Annotated in this window: 13 protein-coding genes (1 of these 13 cut by a window edge); 3 read left to right on the plus strand and 10 right to left on the minus strand. The window is 69.0% G+C overall.

Going from position 1 to position 24,979, the window contains the following annotated elements; all coding sequences use genetic code 11:
- Nucleotides 1-6,384, plus strand: the 3' portion of a protein-coding gene (locus PcP3B5_RS15190) for a non-ribosomal peptide synthetase (protein WP_061561751.1). The gene continues 2,223 nt to the left of window position 1, outside the view; 6,384 of the gene's 8,607 nt are visible here — the last part of the coding sequence; the start codon falls outside the window, past its left edge; its stop codon occupies nucleotides 6,382-6,384.
- A gap of 66 nt (nucleotides 6,385-6,450) precedes the next feature.
- A complete protein-coding gene (locus PcP3B5_RS15195) occupies nucleotides 6,451-7,413 on the plus strand; it encodes an alpha/beta hydrolase (protein WP_043272771.1) in 963 nt (320 codons plus the stop codon).
- Between the two features lie 405 nt (nucleotides 7,414-7,818).
- Here PcP3B5_RS15195 and PcP3B5_RS15200 read toward each other — a convergent pair whose 3' ends face one another.
- The 5 genes from PcP3B5_RS15200 to pvdM form a co-directional block, all read right to left on the minus strand.
- The gene (locus PcP3B5_RS15200; RefSeq protein WP_081884723.1) at nucleotides 7,819-10,275 is read right to left on the minus strand and encodes a TonB-dependent siderophore receptor; all 2,457 of its coding nucleotides are present in this window, start codon (nucleotides 10,273-10,275) and stop codon (nucleotides 7,819-7,821) included.
- A gap of 208 nt (nucleotides 10,276-10,483) precedes the next feature.
- On the minus strand, nucleotides 10,484-12,139 hold the full coding sequence (locus PcP3B5_RS15205; protein WP_043272773.1) for a cyclic peptide export ABC transporter: 1,656 nt from the start codon (nucleotides 12,137-12,139) through the stop codon (nucleotides 10,484-10,486).
- 116 nt (nucleotides 12,140-12,255) lie between these two features.
- The gene (pvdO, locus tag PcP3B5_RS15210; protein ID WP_009622042.1) at nucleotides 12,256-13,110 is read right to left on the minus strand and encodes a dihydropyoverdine dehydrogenase; all 855 of its coding nucleotides are present in this window, start codon (nucleotides 13,108-13,110) and stop codon (nucleotides 12,256-12,258) included.
- 27 nt (nucleotides 13,111-13,137) lie between these two features.
- Nucleotides 13,138-14,418, minus strand: coding sequence for a pyoverdine-tailoring periplasmic protein PvdN (gene pvdN, locus PcP3B5_RS15215; RefSeq protein WP_061561752.1), 1,281 nt, complete (start codon nucleotides 14,416-14,418; stop codon nucleotides 13,138-13,140).
- Nucleotides 14,419-14,437: 19 nt separating this feature from the next.
- Nucleotides 14,438-15,784 carry a pyoverdine-tailoring dipeptidase-like protein PvdM gene (gene pvdM, locus PcP3B5_RS15220; RefSeq protein ID WP_061561753.1) on the minus strand — a complete coding sequence of 449 codons (1,347 nt, stop codon included), beginning with the start codon at nucleotides 15,782-15,784 and terminating at the stop codon, nucleotides 14,438-14,440.
- 172 nt (nucleotides 15,785-15,956) lie between these two features.
- On the opposite strand from pvdM, the gene pvdP reads away from it, so the two are divergent.
- Nucleotides 15,957-17,585, plus strand: a complete 1,629-nt coding sequence (gene pvdP, locus PcP3B5_RS15225; RefSeq protein ID WP_061561754.1) for a pyoverdine maturation tyrosinase PvdP — start codon at nucleotides 15,957-15,959, stop codon at nucleotides 17,583-17,585.
- A gap of 53 nt (nucleotides 17,586-17,638) precedes the next feature.
- Here the strand turns inward: pvdP and PcP3B5_RS32175 are convergent, their stop codons facing one another.
- From PcP3B5_RS32175 to PcP3B5_RS15250, 5 genes are all read right to left on the minus strand, one after another.
- On the minus strand, nucleotides 17,639-18,496 hold the full coding sequence (locus PcP3B5_RS32175) for a hypothetical protein (RefSeq protein WP_237143033.1): 858 nt from the start codon (nucleotides 18,494-18,496) through the stop codon (nucleotides 17,639-17,641).
- A gap of 130 nt (nucleotides 18,497-18,626) precedes the next feature.
- Nucleotides 18,627-19,577 carry a hypothetical protein gene (locus PcP3B5_RS15235; protein WP_070065499.1) on the minus strand — a complete coding sequence of 317 codons (951 nt, stop codon included), beginning with the start codon at nucleotides 19,575-19,577 and terminating at the stop codon, nucleotides 18,627-18,629.
- 3 nt (nucleotides 19,578-19,580) lie between these two features.
- Entirely contained in the window at nucleotides 19,581-22,346 is a 2,766-nt protein-coding gene (locus tag PcP3B5_RS15240; protein ID WP_061561755.1) for a toxin VasX, read from the minus strand.
- Nucleotides 22,343-22,906: a DUF4123 domain-containing protein gene (locus PcP3B5_RS15245; RefSeq protein ID WP_061561756.1), complete on the minus strand. Its 564-nt coding sequence runs from the start codon at nucleotides 22,904-22,906 to the stop codon at nucleotides 22,343-22,345. The genes PcP3B5_RS15240 and PcP3B5_RS15245 overlap by 4 nt, the downstream gene beginning before the upstream one ends.
- Entirely contained in the window at nucleotides 22,903-24,954 is a 2,052-nt protein-coding gene (locus PcP3B5_RS15250; RefSeq protein ID WP_061561757.1) for a type VI secretion system Vgr family protein, read from the minus strand. The genes PcP3B5_RS15245 and PcP3B5_RS15250 overlap by 4 nt, the downstream gene beginning before the upstream one ends.
- Nucleotides 24,955-24,979 lie beyond the last annotated feature (25 nt).

A 24,979-nucleotide genomic window follows, 5' to 3' on the forward strand; every position in this document is an offset into this window, starting at 1 on the left:
GTCAGCGTGCTCAACCAGACGCCGTCGGCGTTCCGCCAGTTGCTGCCGCTGGCCTGCGCCGGCGGCGACGACCTGGCGCTGCGCTACGTGGTGTTCGGCGGCGAGGCGCTGGAGATCGCCAGCCTGCGGCCCTGGTTCGAACGTTTCGGCGAGCGCCGCCCGCAACTGGTGAACATGTACGGCATCACCGAGACCACGGTGCACGTCACCTATCGCCCGCTCGGCCTGGCCGACCTGGAAGGCGGCGCCAGCAGCCCGATCGGCGAGATGATCCCGGACCTGGGCGGCTACGTGCTGGACGCCGACCTCAACCCGGTGCCGCGCGGCTGCATCGGCGAGCTGCACGTCGGCCATGCGGGCCTGGCGCGCGGCTACCACCAGCGCGCGGCGCTGACCGCCGAGCGCTTCGTGCCCAATCCCTTTGCCGGCGACGGCAGCCGCCTGTACCGCTCCGGCGACCTGGCGCGCTACCGCGCCGATGGCGTGCTCGACTACGTCGGGCGGATCGACCACCAGGTGAAGATCCGCGGCTTCCGCATCGAACTGGGCGAGATCGAGGCGCGCCTGCTCGATCACCCGGCGCTGCGCGAAGCGGTGGTGCTGGCGCTGGATGCGGCCCACGGCAAGCAACTGGCCGCCTACCTGGTCCCCCGGGATGCGAGCCTGGTGCAGGAGGGCGCCGAAGAAGCCCGCCAGGCCCTGCGCCAGGCATTGAAGGCGCACCTGCTGGAAACCCTGCCGGAATACATGGTGCCGGCGCAGATGCACCTGTTGCCGGTATTGCCGTTGACCACCAACGGCAAGCTCGACCGCAAGGCCCTGCCCAGCACGGGCGGCGGCGAGCTGCGCCAGGCCTGGGCGGCCCCGCAGAACGAGGCGCAGGCGCGCCTGGCGCAGATCTGGGCCAACGTGCTGGGCCTGGAGCAGGTGGGGCTGGACGACAACTTCTTCGAACTGGGCGGCGATTCCATCATTTCCATCCAGGTGGTCAGCCGCGCCCGCCAGGCCGGGCTGCACTTCACGCCCCGCGACCTGTTCAGGCACCAGAGCGTGCGCGCCCTGGCCGAGGTCGCCCGGGCTGGCGCCGAAACAGCACCGCGGGCGGTGGCCGAGGGCGAGCTGCCGCTGCTGCCGATCCAGCGCTGGTTCTTCGAGCTGCCGCTGCCCGTGGCCGCGCACTGGAACCAGTCGCTGCTGCTGCGCGCCGAATCCGCGCTGGACGGCCAGGCGCTGGAGCGCGCCCTGGCGGCCCTGGTGGAACAGCACGACGCCCTGCGCCTGGGCTTCGTGGCGCATCCCCAGTGGCATGGCGTCTACCGCGACGCGGCAAGCCAACGGCAGTTGCAGCGACAGGACCCGCTGCTGTGGCGCCGGCAGGCACGCGACGCCGCCGAGCTGGAAGCACTGTGCACGGCGGCCCAGGCCAGCCTGCGCCTGGACGGCCAGCTGCTGCGCGCGCTGCTGGTGGACATGGCCGACGGCAGCCAGCGCCTGTTGCTGGCCATCCACCACCTGCTGGTGGATGGCGTGTCCTGGCGCATCCTGCTGGAAGACCTGCAGGGGCTCTACCAGCAGCAACTGGAGGGCCAGCCGGCGCAGCTGCCGCCGCGTACCAGCTCCCTGCAGGACTGGCACGCCGCCCTGCAAGGCTATGCCAGCGGCGCCGCCCGCGAGCAACTGGACTACTGGCGCGCCCAGCTCGATGGCGCCCCCGCGGGGCTGCCCGGCGTGCCCGCCGAGCTTCCGCCAGGCGCCCTCGACGGCCGCCTGGCCGCCAGTGCCTGTACGCGGCTGGACGCCGAGGCGACCCGCCAACTGCTGCAGGATGCTCCCGGCGCCTACCGCACCCAGGTCAACGACCTGCTGCTGTGCGCCCTGGCGCGTGTGGTGACGCGCTGGAGCGGCGAGCCGTCCATGCTGGTGCAGCTGGAAGGGCATGGCCGCGAGGACCTGTTCGACGGCATCGACCTGACCCGCAGCCTCGGCTGGTTCACCAGCCTGTTCCCGCTGTGTCTGAGCGTGCCCGCCGAGCCCGGCGCGGCCATCCGCGCGGTGCGCGACCAATTGCGCGCAGTGCCGGACAAGGGCCTGGGCTTCGGCGCGCTGCGCTACCTGGGCGATGCCCGCGCGCAGGCCGAGCTGGCCGCTCTGCCGGCGCCGCGCATCACCTTCAACTACCTCGGCCAACTCGACCGCAGCCTCGCCGCCCAGGGCCCGCTGCAGCCGGCGGGCGAATCGCCCGGCGCCGAGCGCGCCGAAGGTTCGCCGCTGGACAACTGGCTGGCGATCAACGGCCAGGTGTACGGCGGCGAGCTGCACCTGTACTGGACCTACAGCAGCGCGCTGTTCGACGCCGGCGTGGTGGAGGGCCTGGCCGCGTCCCTGGAGGACGAACTGCGCGCCCTGCTGGAGCATTGCCTGGGCGCCCGCGGCCAGGCGCGCCCGGAGGACTTCCCCCTGGCCGGCCTCGACCAGGCCGCGCTGGACGCCCTGCCGCTGGAGCTGGCACGGGTGGAGGACATCTACCCGCTGTCGCCGATGCAGAAGGGCATGCTCTTCCACAGCCTCGAAGACAGCGAGCCGGGGCTGTACGTCAACCAGTTGAGCATCCGCGTCGACGGCCTCGACCCGGCGCGCTTCGCTGCCTGCTGGCAGCAGGCCTGCGCGCGCCACGCGATACTGCGCAGCGGTTTCCTCTGGCAGGCGGGGCTCGGCGAGCCCCTGCAGTTCGTGCTGCGCCAGGCGCCGGTGCCGATCCGCGAGGTGGACTGCCGCGCCGCGGCGGACGCTGCGGCGCAGGTGGCCGAGCTGGCGGCGCAGGACTGCGCCCAGGGCTTCGATTTCGCCGCGCCGCCGCTGCAGCGCATCACCCTGGCGCGGTTGGAGGACGATGCCTGGCAACTGATCTGGACCAGCCACCACATCCTGCTGGACGGCTGGAGCAGCTCGCAGCTGGTCGGCGAGGTGCTCGGGCTGTATGCCGGCGAGACGCTGCCGGCGCCGCGGGGGCGCTATGCCGACTACATCGGCTGGCTGCAGCGGCTCGATGGCGAGCAGCTGCAGCGCTTCTGGCGCGAACGCCTGGCGCAGCTGGACGAACCCTGCTACCTGGCGCCCGGCATGGCGCCGCGGCCCGAAGGCGGGCGCAGCGGCCACGCGGCCATCTACTCCACCTTCGATGCGCCGACCACGCGCCGCCTGCAGGCCTTCGCCCAGGCCCAGCGGGTGACGGCCAACACCCTGGTGCAGGCGGCCTGGCTGTTGCTGCTGCAGCGCCACACCGGCCAGGCCAGCGTGGCCTTCGGCGCCACCGTGGCCGGGCGCCCGGCGGCGCTGCCCGGCGCGGAGAACCTGCTGGGGCTGTTCATCAATACGGTGCCGGTGATCCAACGCATCGAGCCGACGCAGCGGGTGGGCGACTGGCTGCGGCAACTGCAGCACTATAACGTCGAGGCCCGCGAGCACGAGCAGGCGCCCTTGCACGACATCCAGCGCTGGGCCGGGCAGGGCGGGCAACCGCTGTTCGACAGCCTGGTGGTGTTCGAGAACTACCCGCTGGACCGCCGCCTGCAGGAGGCCGCCGGCGGCGGGCTGCGCTTCGGCGAGTCGAACATGCGCGACGTCACGCACTTCCCCATGGACCTGGCGGTGCACCTGGGCGAGACCCTCAGCATCGAATTCCTCTACCTGCGCCAGTCGTTCGCCGACGCAGGCGTTCTGGCCATCCGCCGGCATTTCGAGCACCTGCTGCTGGCCCTGCTGGAGGACGCCGGGCGCGCCCTGGGCTGCCTCGGCCTGGAGCCGCCGCCCGGCATCCGCGCCTTGCCGCAGGAGACGCCGGCCGCGCTGCTGCCACAGCGCATCGGCGACTGGGCGGCGCGCCAGCCGCAGGCCACCGCGCTGGTCTGCGCCGGCCAGCGCATGAGCTACGCCGAACTGGACCGCCGCTCCAGCCAACTGGCGCACTGGTTGCGCGCCCAGGGCATCGGCCCCGAGGCGCGGGTGGGGGTGGCGCTGGAGCGCTCCTGCGAACTGCTGGTGGGCCTGCTGGCGGTGCTCAAGGCCGGCGCGGCCTACGTGCCGCTGGACCTCGGCTACCCGGCCGAGCGCCTGGCCTTCCTGGTACGCGACTCGGCCATGGCGCTGCTGCTGACGCGCCAGGCCCTGGGCGAACGGCTCGGCCTGCCCGAGGGGCTGGCCCGCGCCGACCTGGACGCGTTGCAGGCGGAGCTCGACGCGCTGCCGGCGCGGGCGCCGGCCGTCCAGCTGCACGAGGACAACCTGGCCTACCTGATCTACACCTCCGGCTCCACCGGCACGCCCAAGGGCGTGGCCGTGGCCCACGGCCCCATCGCCCGGCACTGCCGCGCCATAGGCGCGCTGTACGAGCTGGACGAGCGGACCTGCGAACTGCATTTCCTCTCCTTCGCCTTCGACGGCGCCCACGAACGCTGGCTCAGCGTGCTCGGCCACGGCGGCAGCCTGCTGCTGCGCGACGAGGAGCTGTGGACTCCCGCGCAGACCCTGGAGGCCATGCGCGAACACCGGGTGGACGTGGCCTGCTTCCCGCCGGCCTACCTGCTGCAACTGGCCGAGGAGGCCGAGCGCCAGGGCTGGGCGCCGCGGGTGGGCACCTACTGCTTCGGCGGCGACGCCGTCGCCGAGGCCAGCTTCGAACGGGCCAAGCGCGCCTTGCGACCGCGGCGCCTGGTGAACGGCTATGGCCCGACCGAGACGGTGGTCACGCCGCTGCTCTGGCGCGCCGACGGCGACGCCCATTGCGACGCCGCCTACGCCCCCATCGGCAGGGGCGTGGGCCCGCGCCGCCTGCGCCTGCTGGATGGCGACCTGAACGCGCTGCCTGCCGGCGTGGCCGGCGAGCTGTATCTCGGCGGCGCTTACCTGGCGCGCGGCTACCTCGGCCGTCCCGCCCTCACCGCCGAGCGCTTCGTTCCCGACCCCTTCGGCAACGGCGAGCGCCTGTACCGCAGCGGCGACCTGGTGCGCGAGCGTGACGACGGCCTGCACGACTACCTCGGCCGCCTCGACCACCAGGTGAAGATCCGCGGCTTCCGCATCGAGCTGGGCGAGATCGAAGCCGCCCTGCGCGCCCTGGAGACGGTGCGCGACGCCGCGGTGATCGCCCGCGACGGCGAGCAGGGCCGGCAACTGCTGGGCTACGCGGTGGCCCCCCCGGGCAGCGAGGCCGGGCTGCTGGCGGCGCTGCGCCAGCGCCTGCCGGAGTACATGCTGCCGGCGCGCCTGTTGTGCCTGGAGCGCCTGCCGCTGCTGCCCAACGGCAAGCTCGATCGCCAGGCCCTGCCGGCGCCGGAGGCGGCCAGCGAGCGCGCCTACCTGGCCCCGCGCAACGACCGGGAGCGGCGCCTGGCGGCCATCTGGGCGGAAATCCTGGGCGTCGAGCGGGTGGGCCTGGACGACAACTTCTTCGAGCTGGGCGGCGATTCGCTGCAGGCGCTCAAGGTCATCGCCAGGGTCCGCCAGGCGCCGGAGCTGGGCCTGGAGCTGCGCCTGCGCGACCTGATGCAGAAACCCAGCATCGGCGCCCTCTGCGGCGAGGCGGGGGAACAGGACTTGAACCCGCTGCTAGCGCTCAACGGCGCCGGCGCCGAGGCGACTCTGTTCTGCCTGCATGCGGGCTTCGGCACCGTGTTCGACTACGAACCCCTGGCCCGCGCGCTGGAGGGCAGCCACCCGGTGCAGGCGGTGCAGTGCCGCATGCTGCTGAGCGGCGAGTGGACGGACGATTCGCTGGAGGGCATGGCCATCGACTACGCCCAGTACATCCGCCAGCAGCAGCCCCGGGGCCCGTACCACCTGTTCGGTTGGTCGCTGGGCGGCACCCTGGCGACGCTGGTGGCCGCGGAGCTGGAGCGCCAGGGCCAGGAAGTGGCCTTCCTCGGCCTGCTCGACAGCTACGTGCCGGGCGAGGAGGGCGTGGCCGACGGCAGCTGGCAGGACGACCTCGAGGCCTTCCTCGGCGTGGTCCTGGGCCTGCCGCCGGGGGCGGCGGAGGACGAAGCGCCGAGCGCCGCGCCGCAAGCCGCCGAGGTGGCGCGGCGGACGGCCGCGGCCCTGGCCCGCGCCAATGGCGACAGCGCCTACGCGGCCCTGGGGGCGGACGAGCTGGCGCGAGTCTTCCTCGTCGCCTGGCGGCTGAAGCAGTTGTCCCTGGCGCTGCCGTCGCTGCCGGCCACCCGCGTCGCCACGCACTGCTGGTGGGCCGCGCAGCGCCAAATACCGCTGCTGCCGGGGCGCCAGGCGCTGCACGAGGCGATCGACGCCGGCCACTTCGAGCTGCCGCGCCACCCGCGCTTCATCGCCGCCCTGCGCCAGGCGCTGGCGAGCCGCACGGCGCTGGCCTGAAACCTTCCCCAACGCGCCGGCCAGGGTACCTCCTGGCTGGCGCCGGTCTTCCTGCGGAGTGATTGCATGTCCCTACATCCGGATCTCGAGGCCTTTCTCGAGCTGGTCGAACTGGGCCGCCTGAGCGGCAAGAGCCAGGCCTTCCAGGACCTCGGCGCAGAACGCGCGCGGCGCGATTTCGAGGCGGCCTCGCTGTCGCTCGACAGCCCCGTCGCCGCCGGCCTGGAGGTCGAGCGGCTGAACTACCCCAGCCGCGACGGCCAGGAACTCGCGGCCCGTCTCTACCGGCGCAGCGGTGCGCCACGCCCGGCGCCGGTGCTGCTGTACCTGCACGGCGGCGGCTACGTGGTCGGCAGCCTGGACTCCCACGACGCCCTCTGCCGGCGTCTGGCACTGGCGAGCCGCTGCGCGGTGCTGGCGGTGGATTACCGCCTGGCGCCGGCCTGGCGCTTCCCCACGGCGCTGGAGGACGTGGCGGACGCCCTGGTCTGGCTGCGCGAGCAGGGCGCGACCCTGGGCCTGGACCCCGCGCGGGTGGCCTTCGGCGGCGACAGCGTGGGTGCCAGCCTGGCCCTGGTGCTGGCCTTGCAGGCCGCCGCCGCGCCCGAAACCGCGGCGCTGCGACCGCGCGCGCTGCTGCTGGCCTACCCGGTGGCCGACGCCAGCCGCCAGCGCCCCTCGCACCAGCGCTACGCCAGCGGCTATCTGCTGGAGAGCGCGACCCTGGAATGGTTCTACGACAGCTACGCGCGCAACCCGCAGGACCGCCTCGACTGGCGCTTCTCGCCACTGCTGGCGCCGAGCCTGGACGGCCTGCCGCCGGTCCACCTGGCGCTGGCCGGCCACGACCCGCTGTACGACGAAGGCCTGGCGCTGGCCGAGCGCCTGCGCGAAGCAGGCAACGACCTCACCCTGGACCTGCGCCCGGACCTGACCCACGACTTCATGCGCATGCACGGGCTGGTGGGAGAGGTGGCCGCCATCCATGCCAGCCAGGCTGCCTGGCTGGATCGTTGGCTGGTGGGGTGAGCGTTTTGCCGGTTGCTTCCCTCACCCCAGCCCTCTCCCGGAGGGAGAGGGTGCCCTCGGAGCGGGCGGCGAGTCCAATCGCGGACAGAGTCCGCTCCTACGCCCCCCGGCAAACACAACCCGTAGGATGGCGTTGAGCGAAGCGATACCCATCACCGTGGCCGCATGGGTTTCGCCAAGGCTCAACCCATCCTACGGAAAGCGCCTCGGCGCAGCCGGCAAGACAGTCCGCAACCCTCAGCCCAGCCCTCTCCCTGAAGGGACAGGCGGTGAGTCCGGAGTCATCCTGCGTAGGATGGGTTGAGCGAAGCGATACCCATCATCACCTGTCGCGCAGACACGAAAACGCCGTTTCCCCGCGAAGGGAAACGGCGTTGTCGTTCAGGCCGACGGCCTGCGGTTCGCTCAGAAGTCCCAGCGGGTGGTGAGCATCAGGTTGCGCGGCTCGCCGTAGTAGCCGGTGTTGTAGAACCCGAGGTTGCTGAAGTACTTCTTGTCGAACACGTTGTTCAGGTTGAGCGTGGCCGACAGGTTGTCGGTGACCTGGTAGCGCGTCATCAGGTCCACCAGCCAGTAGCTGCCCTGGGTGTATTTCACCGTTTCGTAGTTCTGGTCGCTGACGTTCGTCCAGATCTTGCTCTGGTAGCTGGCGCCGCCGCCGACGGTGAACTGGTTCAGCTCGCCCGGCAGCTGGTAGGTGGTGTACAGGCGGAACAGCTGGTCCGGGTTGAGGGTGCGGATGCGGTGGCCGTCCTTGTCGCGGCTGACCGCGTGGGTGTAGCCGGCCTGCAGCTGCCAGCCCGGCAGGAGCTCGCCGGAAACCTCCGCCTCGAAGCCGCGGGTCTTGGTGCCGTCGACGCTTTCGTAGGCGATGCCGCCGGAAGGGGTGACGTCGCTGGTCTCGACTGCGAGGTTGTCCTGCTGCGACTCGAACACCGCGAAGCTGGCGTTGAGCAGGCCGTCGTAGAACTCGCCCTTCACGCCCAGCTCGTAGCTCTTGCCTTCTTCGGGCTCCAGCGGCTTGTCGTTGATGTCGCGCAGTTGCTGCGGCTGGAAGATGCCCGTGTAGCTGGCGTACACCGAGTAGTTGTCGTTCAGGTCGTACACCGCGCCGAGATAGGGCACCACCACGCCGCTCTTGCGGGTGCTCTGCGGGGTGACGTAGTAGCCGTACTGGCTGTCGGAGATCTGCTCGGCGCTGTCGTGGTAGTCGGCCACGCGGGCGCCGGCGATCAGCGCCAGGTCGTCGGTCGGCTTCAGGCGCACGGTGCCGTAGTAGCCAGACTGGTGCAGCTGCGAGTAGTTCTTCAGGTTGGCCTTGGAGCCCCAGTCCGGCTCGGGGAACTTGCCGTTCCAGGTGAAGATGTTGGGGATGCTGGAGTCGTAGGGGGTGGGGTAGTCCCAGTAGCCGTTGCCCTTGGTCACCGAGCGCGAGGCGTTGTAGCCGAACACCGCCTCGTGCTCGCGGCCGAACAGTTCGAAGGGGCCGGAGGCATACATGTCCACCGAGTCGCGGCGGGTGTCGCCGGTGTACTTGCCGTGGAAGAGGATGCCGCCTTCGCCGGTGACCGGGTCCGGGTAGCCGCCGCCGGCGGAGCCCAGCGGGGCGTGGTAGCCGCTTTCCTGGTGGTTCAGGTGCAGCTTGAGCGTCCAGTTGTTCTCCAGCGTGTGCTCGAGGGTGGCGAAGACCGTGCGGTTGTACTGTTCCCAGGAGCTCCAGTTGGCGCCGGGGTTGAAGGATCGCGAGAAGTCGGTCTTGGAACCGTCGGAGTAGAACAGCGGCACCCCGGCCCAGTTGGAGGCGGTGGGGGTGGTGTCCTGGTAGTCCATGCCGATGCTGAACAGGGTGCTCGGCGTCAGGTCGGCTTCGAGGATGCCGTAGTAGGTGGAGTTCTTCTGCTCGTAACGGTCCATGTAGGAGTTCTTGTCCTGGTAGGCCGTGACGAAGCGTCCGCGGATGTTGCCTTCGTCGGTCAGCGGGCCGCCGACGTCCAGCTCGCCGCGGTAGTTGTCCCAGGAGCCGGCGCCCAGCGACACGTGGCCGGCGAAGCTGCGGGTCGGGCGCTTGCGGATCAGGTTCAGGGCCGCGCCGGGCTGGCCGCTGCCGGTGAGCAGGCCGGTGGCGCCCTTGATCACCTCGATGCGGTCGTAGATGGCCATGTCGCTGAGGGTCTTGCCGTCGGCGTAGGCGGTATCCAGGTAGGAGGGGATGCCGTCGTACTGGAAGTTGGTGATCTGCGAGCCGCGCGCCCAGTAGGCGCTACGCTCGCTGTCGAGCTTCTGCACGGTGACGCCCGGGGTGTGCTTCATGACGTCGTCGATGCTGTTGAGGCCGAAGTCGTCCATCTGCTGGCGGCTCATCACGGTGACCGTCTGCGGGGTTTCCCGCGGCGTCAGCGGCAGCTTGGTGATGCTCGACACCAGGCCGGTGGTATAGGAGCCGGTGCCGTCGGTGGTGGCGCCCAGCCCTCGGCCCTCGATGGTCACCGCGCCCATCTGCAGCAGGTCGGAGGTGACCGCGCTGAGGGTGATGGTGTTGCCTTCGCGGTGATAGGAGATGCCACTGCCCTGCAGCAGCGTGTCCAGAGCCTCCTCGGGCTCCAGCGAGCCGCTGACTCCCCTGGACTTCACGCCCTTGACCACGTCCGGGCTGTAGAGGACTTCCAGGCCGGCCTGCTTGCCGAACTCGCGCAGGGCGCTGGCCAGCGACTGGGCGGGAATGTCCAGCTTCACCGGCTCGGCGTGGGCCACGCCGGCGCTCAGCAGGGCGGCGAGCAGGGCGCCGGGCAACAGCCGGCGCTGGGGGGCAACGGGGTGGATGGCCTTGGCCAGCCGGCTTCGGCTGATGCGGGGGCGGGACATGGGGGACGGACTCCTTATGGTAGATGCAGAATCTATATGCTGATGAGAAGCATTATTTTTATGAAGATGCAGTTGCTCTGACGGCATTCGCCCTGATAACGAACCAGGCGCAGCGGAATTTAGAAAAAAGTGGCGCTCTGCCATCGGATGCCTCGGGCGCCGCCTTGGCGCCCGAGGCATCCGGCCGGGGAGGGCTGTGGCCCGGCCCTCAGGCCAGGGCCCGCTCGCTGACCAGTTGCCCCTGCTCCATGCGCACCAACTGGTCGGCAACGTCGAAATAGCGGTCGTCGTGGGAGATGACGATGAGTGTCCGGCCCTGGCGCTTCAGGTCGGGCAGCAGCTCGGTGTAGAAGATGCGGCGGAAGGTTGGGTCCTGGTCGGCGGCCCATTCGTCGAACACCAGGATCGGCCGCTGGTCCAGCCAGGCATGCACCAGGGCCAGGCGCTTGCGCTGGCCGGTGGAGAGGTCGGTGGTGGTGAAGGCGCCGTCGGCCACCCCGACCTTGTGTGCGATCTCCAGGCGCTCCAGGTAGCGCGCGGCTTCGGCGGGTATGTCGCGCTGCCCGTCCATCAGCTCCTCGAAAAGGAAGAAGTCGGCGAAAATGGTGGTGAACAGTTGCCGGTAATCGTCGCGGCTGCTGGCCTCGACGACCTTGCCGTTGACCAGCACCTCGCCGCTGTGGGGCGTGTACAGGCCCAGCAGCAGCTTGATCAGGGTGGTCTTGCCGCCGCCGTTCTCGCCGACGACGAAGAGCATCTCGCCGGCCTCGATCTTCAGGTTCAGCGGACCCATGACGAAGGGCGGGGCGTCGCCCACCGCCGGGTAGGCGTAGCGCACGTCGCGCAGCTCCAGGGTGCGCAGGGGCTCCATGGCCGGCTCCCGCGCGTCGCCCTCCAGCAGCAGGTAGGGCTCGGGGTTGGAGAAGCGCTCATTGAGCTCGGCGATGCGGCGCAGGGCGATGCGGTTGCGGCCGAGCAGCGGCAGCAGGCCGAGCACGCTTTCCAGCGGGCCCTTCATGAACAGCAGGGTCATGATGAAGCCGCTGAGCACGCTGCGATCGCTGGTCGGCCACCAGGTCTGCACGGCGAGGGTGGCGCCTATCACCACGAAGAACAGCAGCGAGCCGAAGGTGCTGGCGGCGAGGAAGATGTTCACCGAGCGTACCTGCAGGCGGCAGATGTTGTCGGCGGTCTCGCCCAGCTGGTGGCGGTGCAGGCGTTGCCGGCGCGGGCGGTGGATGCGCAGTTCCTTGGCGCCTTCGGCCATGCCCCGGTAGTGCTTCTGCAGCAGGTCTTCCTGTTCTCGCGCCTGTTCGAAGCCGGCCAGGCCGCGGCCGCGGGCGATGTACTGGGCGATGGTGCCGAGGACCACGGCGCCGGCGGCGACGAGGAACATCGGCAGGGACAGGGTCGCCAGGTAGCCAAGGCACCCGAGGGTGACGGTCAGCGAGATGATCAGCTGTGGCAGGCCGAAGGCCAGGTCGCTGACGGTGTCGATGTCGTGGGTGAGCACCGGGATCAGGCGGTGGCTGCGGTAGCGTTCGAGTTGCTCGATGGGCGCCGAGAGCACCCGGCCGCCGAGGTCCTTGCGCAGCCGCGCGATCACCTTCTGGCCGACGTAGTTGGTGCCGACGTTCGACAGGATCGAGCTGAGCAGGGCCAGGGCGCAGATGGCGGCGAAGGCGAACATCATGCCCTGGGTCATGCCGCCTTTGGCGTTCAGCACGCGATTGATGGCGGTGAGCAGGGCGGTGATGCTGATGCCGCCGACCACGCCCAGGGCGATGGACAGGGCGAGGGTCGCCCAGAAGGGCTTGAGGATACCCAGGAGTTCCCGGGTGGCGCTGCGCTGCGTTGCGGACATGGGGTTACCTCGGCGCGTCGGGGCGCGACGCACGGGATGCGAAGGTTGAAGTGGCGCCCACCCCGGTAACGAGCGCGGGCGCGGGAAAATTAGCCGGTCGGCCGCCGAGGCCGCGCTCAGAGTTCGCGGGCGACGCGGAAACCTATCCAGTCGCCGCGGTCGCTCTTGTAGGCGTTGTTGCGGTTGCCCGAGCGGGAGAAGATCGGCGCCTCGCCCCAGTCGTTGCCGCGGATCTGCACCAGCTTGCAGTCGCTGTCGATCCAGGCGCTGCCGTCGCTGGGGGCGCCGTCGTAGTTGTCGTGCCAGCAGTCGGCGACCCATTCGTAGACGTTGCCGTGCATGTCGTACACGCCGAAGGCGTTGGGCGGGAAGCTGCCCGCCGGCGAGGTGAAGTTGTAGCCGTCGGCGGCGCCGTAGGTGTTGGCGTGCTTGGCGATGCTGTACTCCTTGCCCTCGTCGAAGGGGAACGGGAAGGGCCCGGCGCTGCCGGCGCGGGCGGCATATTCGCGTTCGGCTTCGCTGATCATCCGGTAATGCTGGCCGGTCTTCTTCGACAGCCAGGCCGCGTAGCCCTTCACGTCCTCGTAGTCGACGCACACCGCCGGCTGGCGCGGGCCCTGCCTGTAGCGCGGCTTGCCGGCGATGCATTCGCGGCCGGGGCGGGTGTCGCCGTTGGCCAGGCGCACGCCGGTGGCCTTCAGGTAGGCGTCCAGCTCGGCGGCGGTGACCTGGTAGCGGCTGATGGCGAAGGGCCGGGCGAAGGTCACGGTGTGCAATGGGCCTTCGTCCGGCTGGCGGCCCGTCTCGTCGTCCGGGGTGCCCATGGTGAAGCTGCCGGCGGGCAGCACCACCATCTCGGGGCAGTCCTTGCAGTCCTTGAACACGGCGCCCGGCTTGTGCGCCTCGGCGGCGAAAGCGGTGGGGGCGGCCAGGAGCAGGGTGGCCAGGGCCAGGGGCGGTAATGCGTGCATGGCGGTTCTCGTGAAGTGGGAAGCGGGTCAGGCGAGCTGCGGAGCGAGAATGTCCAGCACCCGGTCGATCTGCGCCTCGTCGTTGAGCAGGCTGGGCGCCAGGCGCACCACCGGGCCGACGTCGCGGTCCACGGCGTCGCTGATCACCTTGTGCGCCATCAGGTGCCGGGCCACGGCGTCGCAGTCGCGGCCGTCGACGCGGAAGAAGGTGAAGCCGGAGGAGAGTTCCGGGCTGGTCGGCGTGACCAGGCGCACTTTCGCGTGCTCGGCCAGGCGCTGCTTGAGGTAGCCGTTGAGCTGGTGGATGCGCGCCTGGACGTCGGCCTTGCCCAGCTGCAGGTGCAGCTCGAAGGCCTTGCCCAATGCCAGGCGGTGCTCGAAGGCGTGGTAGCCGCCGGGGGTCATCAGGGTGCCGAAGCTGTCGGCGCGGGTGAAGGTGGGGATGCTTGGCACCAGGTGCTCCTGCAGCTGCTCCTCGCGGGCGATGATGACGCCGGTGCCGCGCGGGCCGAACAGCCACTTGTGGGTGCCGGCGATGAAGTAGTCGCAGCCGAAGTCGGCGAAGTTCGCGTCCTCCACGCCGAAGCCGTGCACGCCGTCGACCACGTAGATGATCCGCTCGGCGGCGTCGCGGTTGCGGTTGGCCTCGGCCACCAATTGGCCGATCTCGCGCACCGGCAGCTTCACGCCACTGCCCGACTGCACCCAGGTCATGCCCAGCACCCGCGTCTCGGGGCGGATGTTGCGGTGGATATTGGCGAGGATTTCGTCGGCCGATGCCCCGTGCGGGTCCTTGAACAGGGGAAATTCGCGTACCTGTGTGCCCATGCGCTTGTGGCGGTATTCCAGGGTGGTGTAGGTGGAATAGTGCTCGTGGCTGGAGGTGAGGATTTCCTTGCCCGGCGCCACCAGCAGGCCGCCGTAGATGGCGGCGAGGCCGTCGGTGGTGCTGCCGGTGAGGGCCACCTGCGCCGGCTTGACGCCGAAGTAGCGGCCGGCCCAGGCGCGCGTCTCGTCCTCGTATTTCCAGATTTCCTCGCGGTCCCAGTCCACCGCCTCGCCGGGGTTGGCGTTGAAGCGCGCGCGCAGCGCGTCTATGGCCTGCTGCACCGGGCGCGGGTGCGAGGTCAGCAGGAAGTTGGCGAAGTGCAGGTAGTTCGGGTCGAGGTCGAATTGCCGGCGCAAGGCCTGCCACTTGTCCGCGCCGGCCGGCGCGGCGGCGGCCAGGGCCAGGTCGGAAGTCTGCAGCAGGGGCAGGCTGGCGGCGAGCAGCCCGGCCTGCTTGAGGAAGGTACGGCGGTCGTTCATGGAATGTCCTTGGCGCGGTTCAGCGGGTGGCGACGGGCGGTTTGGCGCGCTTCTGCACCTCGCCCCATACGCGCAGGAAGTTGCCGCCCCAGAGCTTGGCGATGTCGGCGTCGGAGTAGCCGCGGGTGATCAGCTCGGCGGTGACGTTGCGGATTTCGCTCTCGTCCTTCCAGCCGTCCAGGCCGCCGCCGTCGTTGAAGTCGGAGCTGATGCCGACGTGGTCGATGCCGACCTTCTTCACCGTGTAGTCGATGGCGTTGACGAAGTCCGCCAGACCGGCCTTGGGCTCCTCGTCGAGGATGCCGTAGAGGCTGCTGGCGTATTCGCCGAACTTCTTCTCCGGCCAGATGGCGATCACCGGGTCGCCGGGCATCAGGGCGTAGTCCAGGCCGGCCAGCGGCGGCAGGTCGAAGCGCGCGCGCAGGGCGTCGAGCTTCTCCAGGGTGGGCTTGCTCAGCGGGCGCAGGTAGGCCGGGAAGCCGACCACCTGGATGACCCCGCCGCTGTCCTTGATCAGCTGCATTTCGTGGTCGCTGAGGTTGCGGCGGATGTCCACCAGCGCCCGCGGCGCCGAATGCGAGGCGACGATGGGCGCGCGGCTGAGGGCGGCGACCTGCTCCAGTGCCCTGGTCGACATCTGCGAGACGTCGATGATCACCCCCAGGTCATTGAGCCGTTGCACCGCCTGCTTGCCCAGGGGCGAGAGGCCGCCCAGGGCGTCGGGCGAATCGTTGAAGAAGGGCAGGGGGCGGGAGGAGTCGGACCAGCTGTTGTTGCCCACGTAGTTGAAGCCGAACATGCGCATGCCGCGAGCCGCCCACAGGTCCAGCTGGGACAGGTCGTCGCCCAGCGGGTAGGCGTTGAGCATGCTCATGACGATGGCGAACTTGCCTTCCATGGCCAGGCGGCGGAAGTCCTCCGGCGTGTAGGCGATGCCCACCCGCTCGGGGAAGTCGCGGACCATGCCGGTGAGAATCCTGTAGCGGATTTCCTGCTGGTGCCGCGCCTCGTCGACGAAGCCCGGCGTGGGCTTGTGCGGGGCGTCGGGGCCGCTCCACATCTCCGGCCAGCCGAAGATCGCCAGGGCTGCGCCGGACAGGCGGCCGCGCCCGGCCTTGACCAGGTCCAGCTGCGAGGGGCCGTCTCGGTCGGCCTCGTGGCCTTCGGTGCCGAAGTCCAGGGGGACGGTCACCCGGCTGTCGAAAGACAGGATGCGCTCGTGCAGCGCCTCGGCGTGGGCCATCACCTCGCGCGGGTAGGGCTGGGCGCGGGCCAGCAGCAGCCAGGCCGCGGCGCCCGCCACGAGGGCCAGTACGAGCAGGGGCAGGGTGAGCCAGAGGATCTTTTTCGTGCGGGTGCTAGTCATTGCCGTCCCAGTCAGCGTTGGAGTCGGATGGCAGCCCGGGGCAGGGCATCGCCTGTGGGGGAGGACGAGGCGTGCGGGCGGAAATTTAGCGCCGGCGCGCCGCTAAATTTGCCGCCGGGCCGACCGTTCTAGCCTCGGTACAGCCTGCTTGGCGACGGACACAGGACGGACGATGACGGTTTCTCGACGCGGTTTCATGGCGGCCCTGGCAGTGACGGGGGCGGCGGCGTTGCCGACGGCGGCTTACTTCGGCTACCGCGAACTGCAACGCCGCGAGCTGGACGCGCGGGAGCCGGAGACGCCCGGCGAAGCCAGCCTGGAAACCAGCGCCGGCGCCGAGCTGCGCCTGGCCGACCGCCTGCGCGGCATCTGGGACCTGCGCCTGCTCGATGCCGGGCCCGGGCTGCCGGGCCTGCCCGCCGAAGGCCTGCAGTTGATCCTCGACTGCGGCCCACGCGGGCGCGGGCTGATCGGCTGGCTGGACACCCCCGAGCGCCTGCGCGGCACGGAACAGCCGCGCTACCGAGTGCTCGGCGACCTGGTCGGCGCCAGCTCGGCGAACATCCGCTGGCGCCTGCTGGGCGAGGACAACGCGCCCGGCCACGAATGCAGCGCCGTGTTCGACGAGGTGTGGGACAACTTCGCCAACGCCGGCGACGGCACCCTCAGCGGCCGCCTCCAGCGCCTGGACCGAGACCTGTCCCTGCCGCAGCAGGACTGCCGCTTCGTCGCCAAAAAACGCCCCTTTCCCCTGGCCCGCGAGCGCCTGCCGCTCAACGAGGCGCTGCTGGCCTGGCTGGTGTCGCCGCAGCACCGCCTGTTCCACCAGCTCTGGCATGCCTCGCGGGACAAGTGGCACCACCTCGACGAGGCCCAGCGCAACGCCCTGCGCGGCGTGGGCTGGCAGCCCGGGCCGCTGGACGCCGAACGCGACGCGCGCGGCCGGCACAAGGACCGCAACGCCTCGGGCATCGATTTCCTCTTCATGCACCGCCGCATGCTGGCCAAGGCTCGCTCGCTGCAGGACCTGCCGTCCTGGCAGCGCCTGCCGCCGCCGGCGGTGCCGCTGGAATACGACCGCGCCGGCTTCATCCGCTACTTCGAGAACGCCGACGGCTGCTCGGTGCCGCCGGCCTGGGTGGCGGTGGACGATGACGAATACAGCCAGTGGCTGCGCGGCCTGAAGAGCGCCGATGCCTACCACGGCAATTTCCAGGTCTGGGAGTCGCAGTACCAGGACCCGGCCTACCTGGCGAAGCTCACCCTGGGCCAGTTCGGCTCGGAGCTGGAACTGGGCCTGCACGACTGGCTGCACATGCGCTGGGCCAGCGTGACGCGCGACCCGTCCAACGGCGCGCCGCTGATGACCGACCGCAACTACGCCGACTTCGCGCCGCGCTGGTTCCTGCGCGAGAACGACTTCCTCGGCGACCCCTTCTCGTCCCACGTGAACCCGGTGTTCTGGTGCTTCCACGGCTGGATCGACGACCGCATCGAGGACTGGTTCCGCGCCCACGAGCGCTTCCACCCGGGCGAGGTGCGCCGCGCCGAGGTGCTGGGCATGCCCTGGTTCGCCCGCGGCCGCTGGGTGGAGATCGACGACCCCTGGCTGGGCCCATCCACCCACGGCTGCGGCCTCTCCGACCTGCAGGCGAGCAGCAGCGACCTGGCCCTGGACGTGGAGACCATGAAACTGGCGCTGCGCGTCATCCTCACCGAAGACGACGAGCGCAAGGGCTGGCTCAAGCGCGCGCCGCGGCGGCCGTGGTACGCGCGCAACCTGAAGCTGGCGGAGCGCTGAGCCGGGCGGCGAGTCGCTGGTGCGCAAGGGGCGTGTCGTTGCGAGGTGGGGGCTCAGACATCCAGCCCCTGTTCCCGCTCCAGATCGATCAGCCGGGTGCTGGGACCATCGGGGCGCAGGCGTTCGCGGACCAGCTCGGGCCATTGGCGGCGGGAGCGGCGCTTGGCGACGTCGTAGGTAAACTTCTGGATGGCGAACATGGGCGCAAAAAAAGCGCCGCCCACTATGCCTACAACATCGCTGTATTCGAGATAGTTACGCCCCTTGTTGGCCTTGTATTTTTCGACGAGCACTGCCCAAAAGGCGCCTATGAGCTGACCGGATGAGTTCGTGTCCGTCAGGCTTCGTATCAACGCATCCGACTCGCTGTGTCGTCCCTGTTCATCGAACCAGGGACCGTTGTCCATGAAGGCCCGCAGGTATTCCCAGAAGCCTTGCTGCATCGACAGGCGCTTGCCGATGGGTAGGCCCACGGGAACGATGACTCGCTCCTGTGGGTGGCCGTAGCGGTGCATCAGCACTTCCAGCGCAGCATGGCGCATCCGGCCATAGTTAGGGCCCACGGTGGCGAACTCGTAGGCTGCCGCCGTAATGCCATCCCAGGGGGAGTGATACAGCTTGCCGTCCTGCTCGTAATACAGCTCACGGGTTCGGCGGTTGATAACCAGGGGGAGGGGGAGGGGGCGTAAAACTTCCCAGAGAAAGGGGACAACTAGCGAAATCAAAACGAACAGTAGGCAATAGGTAAGCCATTCCCAATCCCTTTCCATGTAGGAATGCAGCGCTCCTACTAATCCAAGGATGCCGTTTATCTCCCCTATCATTCCGGTTGGAATACCTTTGAACGAACTATCCCCATGCTTGATGGCGATATGGCTCTGCGTATGTTCCTCCACATCCGGCAGGCTCATCAGGGGAACGCCGGTGGGCTGGTCGGCATGCAACAGGCAACTATCGGATGCCCCGCGCAAGCGAGGTTCGAAGGGGTGTGGACGGGGTTCGGTCATGGACTGGCCCGAGTTGGGTTTGCCGGGGAGTCCCTCAGACATTTGGCCCTTGCTCCCGCTCCAGATCGATCAGGCGGGTGGTGGGACCATCGGGGCGCAGGCGTTCGCGGACCAGTTCTGGCCATTGGCGGTGGGAGCGGCGCTTGGCGACGTCGTAAGTGAAATACTGGATCACTTCTATGGGAAACATCAGCGGGCCGGAGAGCAGCAGTAGGAAGCGGGTCGCACTTAGGAAGTTCTTTCCATTGTTGGCCTTGTATTCTTCTTTCAGCAGCATCCAGTCCAGGCTGAGGGAAGTTCTTCTCTTGTTGATGACCAGGCTGAGGTTGAACTCAGACGACTCGCTATGTCGGCCCCGCGCATCGAACCAGGGCCCGTTGTCCATGAAGGCCCGCAGGTATTCCCAGAAGCCTTGCTGCATCGACAAGCGCTTGCCGATGGGGAGACCCACGGGAACGATGACTCGCTCCTGCGGGTGGCCATAGCGGTGCATCAGCACTTCCAGCGCAGCATGGCGCATCCGGCCATAGTTAGGGCCTACGGTGGCGAACTCGTAGGCCGCCGCCGTAATGCCATCCCAGGGGGTGTGGTACAGCTTGCCATCCTGCTCGTAATACAGCTCACGGGTTCGGCGGTTGATAACCAGAGGGAGGGGAAGAGGACGTAAAACTTCCCAGAGAAAGGGGGCGATAAAGGACATCAAACCTACCAGTAGACAGCAGGTGACCCACTCCCAGTCTCGATCCAAATAGGCAGCCCAAGCTGTTACCAGCCCGAAGATACCGCCCAGCCCTCCCAGCATCCCGGTTGGAATGCCTTTGAACGAGCTATCCCCATGTTTGATGGCGATATAGCTCTTCGTATGTTCCTCCACATCTGGCAGGCTCATCATGGACGCACCGGTTGGCTGGTCGGCATGTAGCAGGCAACTGTCGGATGCTCCGCGCAAGCGGGGTTCGAGTGGATGCGAGTAGGGTTCGGTCATGAATCAATCCAGGTCGATATCGATGGGCGGCAGGCTCAGGCCGTCGATGGGCTGATACACCAGGGTTCCGCGGATGCGCTTGAGCGCCCGGGTGTCGTCTTCCTCGTGGTAGACCCGGCGCAGGCGCAGGCTGCCGTCCGGTTCCGGCGGCAGGGCGCGGGAACCCTGGTCCAGCTGGAAGGGGATGGGGTCGTCCTCGCCCCAGGCCAGGGGCCGGCAGCCGGCCGGCTCGCTGCCTAAGCCGAACAGGCCGCCCTGTCGCCATTCCTCCTGGCCGTCGAAGCTGAGCATGCCCTGGCGGTACTGGCGCTGGCCGGGCAGGCGGATGAACAGGTAGAGGCTGCTCAGGGCGCCGGTGTAGGGGTTGATTTCGTCGAGTCGTTCCAGGCTCATGCGCACCGGCAGCACCACCTGGTAGAAAGCCTGCAGGGTGGTGAGGTAGCTGCCGGCCCAGTCGGCCGGGCGGATACCGAAGCGGGTGCCCTTGATCCAACGCTCCAGCGGAGTGTCCTGGGTGAAGAGCAGCGATACCAGGCCGGCCAGTATGGTCACCGTCAGCCCCAGCAGGCTCAGGCGCAGGGGCAGCGAGAGCACGCGAACGCCGGTGGTCAGAGCTTTGGTCTCGCCAGCCAGTACCGCGGCGCGCGCTGCCCGGTATGTCTGCATGGCCTGCCACGAGACACGGGCATAGGCTGCACTGGTCCCCGACAGGCCAGCATAGGTGGCGCTACTATCCAGGTCGCCGGCGCGGTAGGTGTCCAAAGCTTTCCAGCCGAAGAGTAAGGTATCGAGGCCAGCGGTTACTGCTTGACCAAACATGGTGGCTGCACCAACTCCCAGCGCTTTCTCCAGAAGTTCCTGAGCTGCTGAATCAATTTGACTAAGCCGTGAGGTGTAGTGCTCCCAATCCAACTCCCTAATTTGTTGAATAGTTGAGGTATAAGCAGTTCCTACTGCCAACGTAGCGCTTCCTGCTGCGATAAAGTTCTGAGCCCTTCTCTTGTCAAACCACTCTTCCCCGGACTGCCAAAGATTCCACGCCGCTACCAGGAAAATCAGCGACTTCAGCGGCGCCTCTTCGATTATCTCGCCAATACTTCTGGGTAATTCCAGCGACACTCCTTGACCCCTGAGTAGCGTGGCCGCCTCCGCAGGAGGCAGCGGAGCAGCATGGCCGGGCCGGGGGCTGGGCAGGAGTTTCAGGTGTGGCACGGCGCGCCCTTCCTGGCGCGCCAGTTCCTCCATTTGGTTCTGCAGGTTGCGGCGGCGGCCCTCGCCGTGCTCCTGGCCCATTTGCAGGCTGAGCCATTGCAGGGCCTGGCGCGGGGTCAGGGGGTCCGCTTCCAGGCGTTGCTGGCTGCGGGCGAGCATGGCTGCCATCAGGACGTAGGCGGTCTCGTCGGTCTGCTCGGCGAGGTTGCGCAGGTGGCCGCCCAGGACCGGCGCCAGCGCTGCCGGTAGGGGTTCGCTGGCTGCCGCCACGGCCAGGCGTTCGAGTTGTCCGGCGCTGTGGTTGAGGGCGGTGCTCAGGGCAAGGGCCCGGGCCATGTTGGCGCCGGCCTCCGCCAGGTCGCCGGTGAGCGTTTCCAGGGTTTCGGGAATGTGCAGCAGTTGCTTGAGTTCGGCGCCACCGATGCGTTGGGCAACGCCCAGCACCGCCCATAGCAGCCAGGGTTCGTCCTGGGCGCCGGGGCGCAGGGCCCGCTCGATGGCCTTGATGCCCGACGCGGTGGCCGAGGGACCGAGGAGGGCGGCGGCGAAGCTGGCTTCGAGGCTGCTGCGGGCGGCGGGGTCGCCGATGTCGAAATGGCTGCAGGCGCTTGCCAGGCTGTGGCAGGTGTCCGCCTCTAGGGTGTCGAACCAGTGGCTCCAGCACTCGGCGATGCGCCGCCGGTCCTGTTCCAGGGCTTCGAACTCCCTTTCCTGCTCGTACAGGGTCGCTTGCAGGCGCGGGTAGTCGACCATGTCGGGCAGGCGAATGCCCTTGTCGCTGTCGCCGACCGCTCTTATCACAGAGGCCACTGCCCAGTCGTCATTGCGGTGCCGGGTGAGTTTGTCGAACGCCTGGTTGCGGGCGCGCAGCAGGCCGGCCAGGTCGATCAGCACCGCCCAGGGGTCGTCGACCACGGCGTAATGCTGTTGTTCGCATTCGCGGAGTCGCCGCAATTCCCGCTCGCTGAGCGCCCAGTAGGCCGGCTCGCGGGCGCAGCTCCAGCGGAAGTTCTCGGGCGCGTTGTCGGCGATCTGCGGGTGGAATGCGAGCAGCGGACCGCTGGCCGGCGCCAGTCCGGGGGTGATTTTGCGCATGCAGCGCTGGCGCAGGTCGGCCTGTTCCCTGGCGGCCTGGAACCGGGCATCGCTCCAGCGGATGGGCGACCAGGCCAGGCTAGCCGGGCTGCCGGCGACGAGCATCAGGTAGTGCAGGGCATCGTGTTGCAAGGTCGCCGGGTTGCGCCGAGTCGCCTTGAGCAGCGCTCCCTCGACCTGATATTCGTTGAGCGTCTGCCGGGCCTCCTCCCACACGTACAGCCAGCCGTCCCGCAGCAGCCGCGGTACGTAGCCCAGGGCGCGGTCCTGCAACTGCGGGTGATCCGGCCCCAGGTCCGGGATGGCCCCGGCCAGCGCCGGCAGGCCCAGTGTCTTGGCTTCCAGGCTGGATGGATGGCGGGGGTCGAGGGGGCCGATGGCATAGCGCACGGGCAGTACGGCGGCCAGCAGCGGGCAGGCCGCGGGCTTGAGTTGCTCGGCGGCGCTTGGGGTGTGAGTCATGCCTGGCTTTCCTGTTCGTCGTGGGGTTCCTGGGCCAGGCTTGCCAGCAATGGCCAGCCCAGTACGATTCGCGCTTCCAGGGCCGCCGTAGCGGGGGCGCAGTCGAGTTCCGGCGCGGGATTGCTCCAGGCCCGGATCGGCCCGTCGGCGCCCGGCAGCCAGACCGCCGCCACGCCGTGCCAGAAGCCGTCCGGCCAGGCCTCGGCATTCGCCCAGGCGTTGCGCAGGGGGTTGGCGTCCGCGAGCCTCAGCCAGAACTCGCGGCCATCCGGGGCGCGGATGCGCAGGCGGCGTTGCAGGCTGGCGCACAGCACCTTGAGTGGCACCGTTCTCTCCAGCCAGACCGCCCGCTCCAGACCCGGCGCCGCTTGCGCCCAGGCCTGCTGGAGCACGCCCCCTGCCGGGGCATCGAGGAGAAATGGCCCGGCGCTCTCGATCGGCGCATAGGGCGTGCCGCGCAACAGGGGAAGCGGGGCCTGGCCCGGATAGTGACGGCGCAGCCAGCCGCCGGGATCGTCGAAGGCTGCCCCGTCGAGCAGCAATGCGCCTTGCTCGTTCATCGGGCCTCCTGCTCCTGCCTGGCTGCTTCGCAGACTTCGCAGAGGCCGCCTTTGGCTTCCTTGAACAGCACGTGTTGCTTGACCAGGGCGCTGAGCGGCAGTCCTGGCTGGGACTGGTCCGCCTGTTGCTGCGGCCCGGGCAGCAGGGGCGCGGCCGGCGTGCCGACACCGGGGCTGCCGCCACTGTTGAGCTTGACGTCGGCGCCGCTGAGGGTGACGCCACCGGGGTCGAGCTTGACGAAGCTGCCGCCGGCCTTGAGCGTCAGTTCCTGGCCCGCGTCGATCGTCACCTTCTCGCCGGCGTAGTAGTGGATCTCGTTGCCGGCCTCGATGAACTGGCCACTGCCGAGCTTCAGGTGCTGGTCGTTGCCCACCGTCAGGTGGTCGTCGGCGCGCACCTCGACCTTGCGGTCGCCATGGGTGGTGCGGTGTTCCTCGGCTTTGAACTCGCTGTAGGCGTTGGCTTCCACGGTGTCGTGGCGTTCGTGGCCGACGCGGATCTTCTGGTCGTGCTCGATGTTCTCGTCCCAGTCGCGCTGGGCATGCAGGTAGATCTGTTCCTGGCCCTTGCGGTCCTCGATGCGCAATTCGTTGTAGCCACCGCCGCCGGGGCTGGAGAGTGTCTTGAACAGGCTGCGGGTCTTGTTCGCCGGCAGTTCGTAGGCCGGCAGGTGCTCGGCGTGGTACAGGCAGCCGCTGATCAGCGGCTGGTCCGGGTCGCCCTCGAGGAAGGTCACCAGCACTTCCATGCCGATGCGCGGGATGGCGATGGCGCCGTACTGCTTGCCAGCCCAACTGGAGGCCACGCGCAGCCAGCAGCTGGTCTTGTCGTCGGCCTGGCCCTCGCGGTCCCAGTGGAACTGCACCTTGACCCTGCCGTAGCGGTCGCAGTGGATTTCCTCACCCTTGGGCCCCGTCACCACGGCGGTCTGGCTGCCCAGCACGCGCGGCTTGGGATGCGCCAGCGGCGGGCGGTGGGGCACGTCCCAGGGTGTGGCGAGGAAGCGGTTGCGGTAGCCCTGCTGGAAGTCGTCCTTGCCGTCGCGGGCGTCGCTGGTGACCGACTCTTCCAGCACCTGCGGCTGCTTGCCTTCGTGCCGCACTTCGGTGAGCAGCCAGAGGTCGTTCCACTCGCCGCGCGGGTGCTCGCGCAGGGGCAGGAAATGGCCGCTGCGCAGGCCCGACTGGTCGCTGCGGCCTTCGGCCTGGCGGTAGTCGGCGCGGTGCCTTTCCAGGCTGCGCTGGCTCAGCAGCTTGCCGCGCTCGCGGTCGGTGAAGCGGCCGGGGTAATTGTAGTCCTCGAGGTCCGGGCGACTGTCGCTGCGCGCCATGCTTTCCAGTTGCAGCCTGGGCTTCTCGAAGTCGTAGTCGCGGCGGCTGACGCGGGCGGTACGGGTATCCAGACGCTGGCCGAAGCGCTTGATCACCGGCAGGTCGGCGACCAGGCCGGAGTCCTGCTGGTAGGCCACCGGCGCCAGCTTGGGGAAGGCGGTCTGGTCGTCGCCGAACACCAGCAGGTGCCCGTCGGGGCTGTGCTCGAAGTGGTAGTGGAGGCCTTCCTCTTCGCACAGGCGCTGGACGAAGTGCAGGTCGCTCTCGTCGTACTGGGTGCAGTAGTCGCGCGGCGGGTAGACGGTGGGGCCGAGCTGGAAGCGGTAGGCGTCGGCGAGGATGCCGTGTTCCTCCAGCACCCGGGTGATGATCTGCGGCACCGTCAGCTGCTGGAAAATGCGCTGGTTATGTCGATGCGCGAGGTAGGCCAGGCGTGGCACCAGGCTCACCTGGTAGCGAGTCAGGCGCTTGCCGGATTCGCCCTGGGCCACCCGGTGCAACTGGCCATGGATGCCGTGGCCCTGCCCCAGGTCCAGGTAGGCGCCCTTGTGCAGCAGGCTTTCCAGGTCCAGGTCGGGACGTTCGCTGACCAGTTCGATGTCGAAGCGGTAGGGCTGGTTCAGGGCTTCGCGGCCATGGAATTCGAGCACCTGCAGGTCGCTGTCGAGGCCGTCGATATTCAGGCTGAAATGGGGCTGGTTGGCGAGGGAGAACATGGCTGGCTTCCTTTCCAAGGAAAGC

Source organism: Pseudomonas citronellolis (assembly GCF_001586155.1).
In the GTDB taxonomy this organism is placed as follows: Bacteria; Pseudomonadota; Gammaproteobacteria; order Pseudomonadales; family Pseudomonadaceae; genus Pseudomonas; species Pseudomonas citronellolis.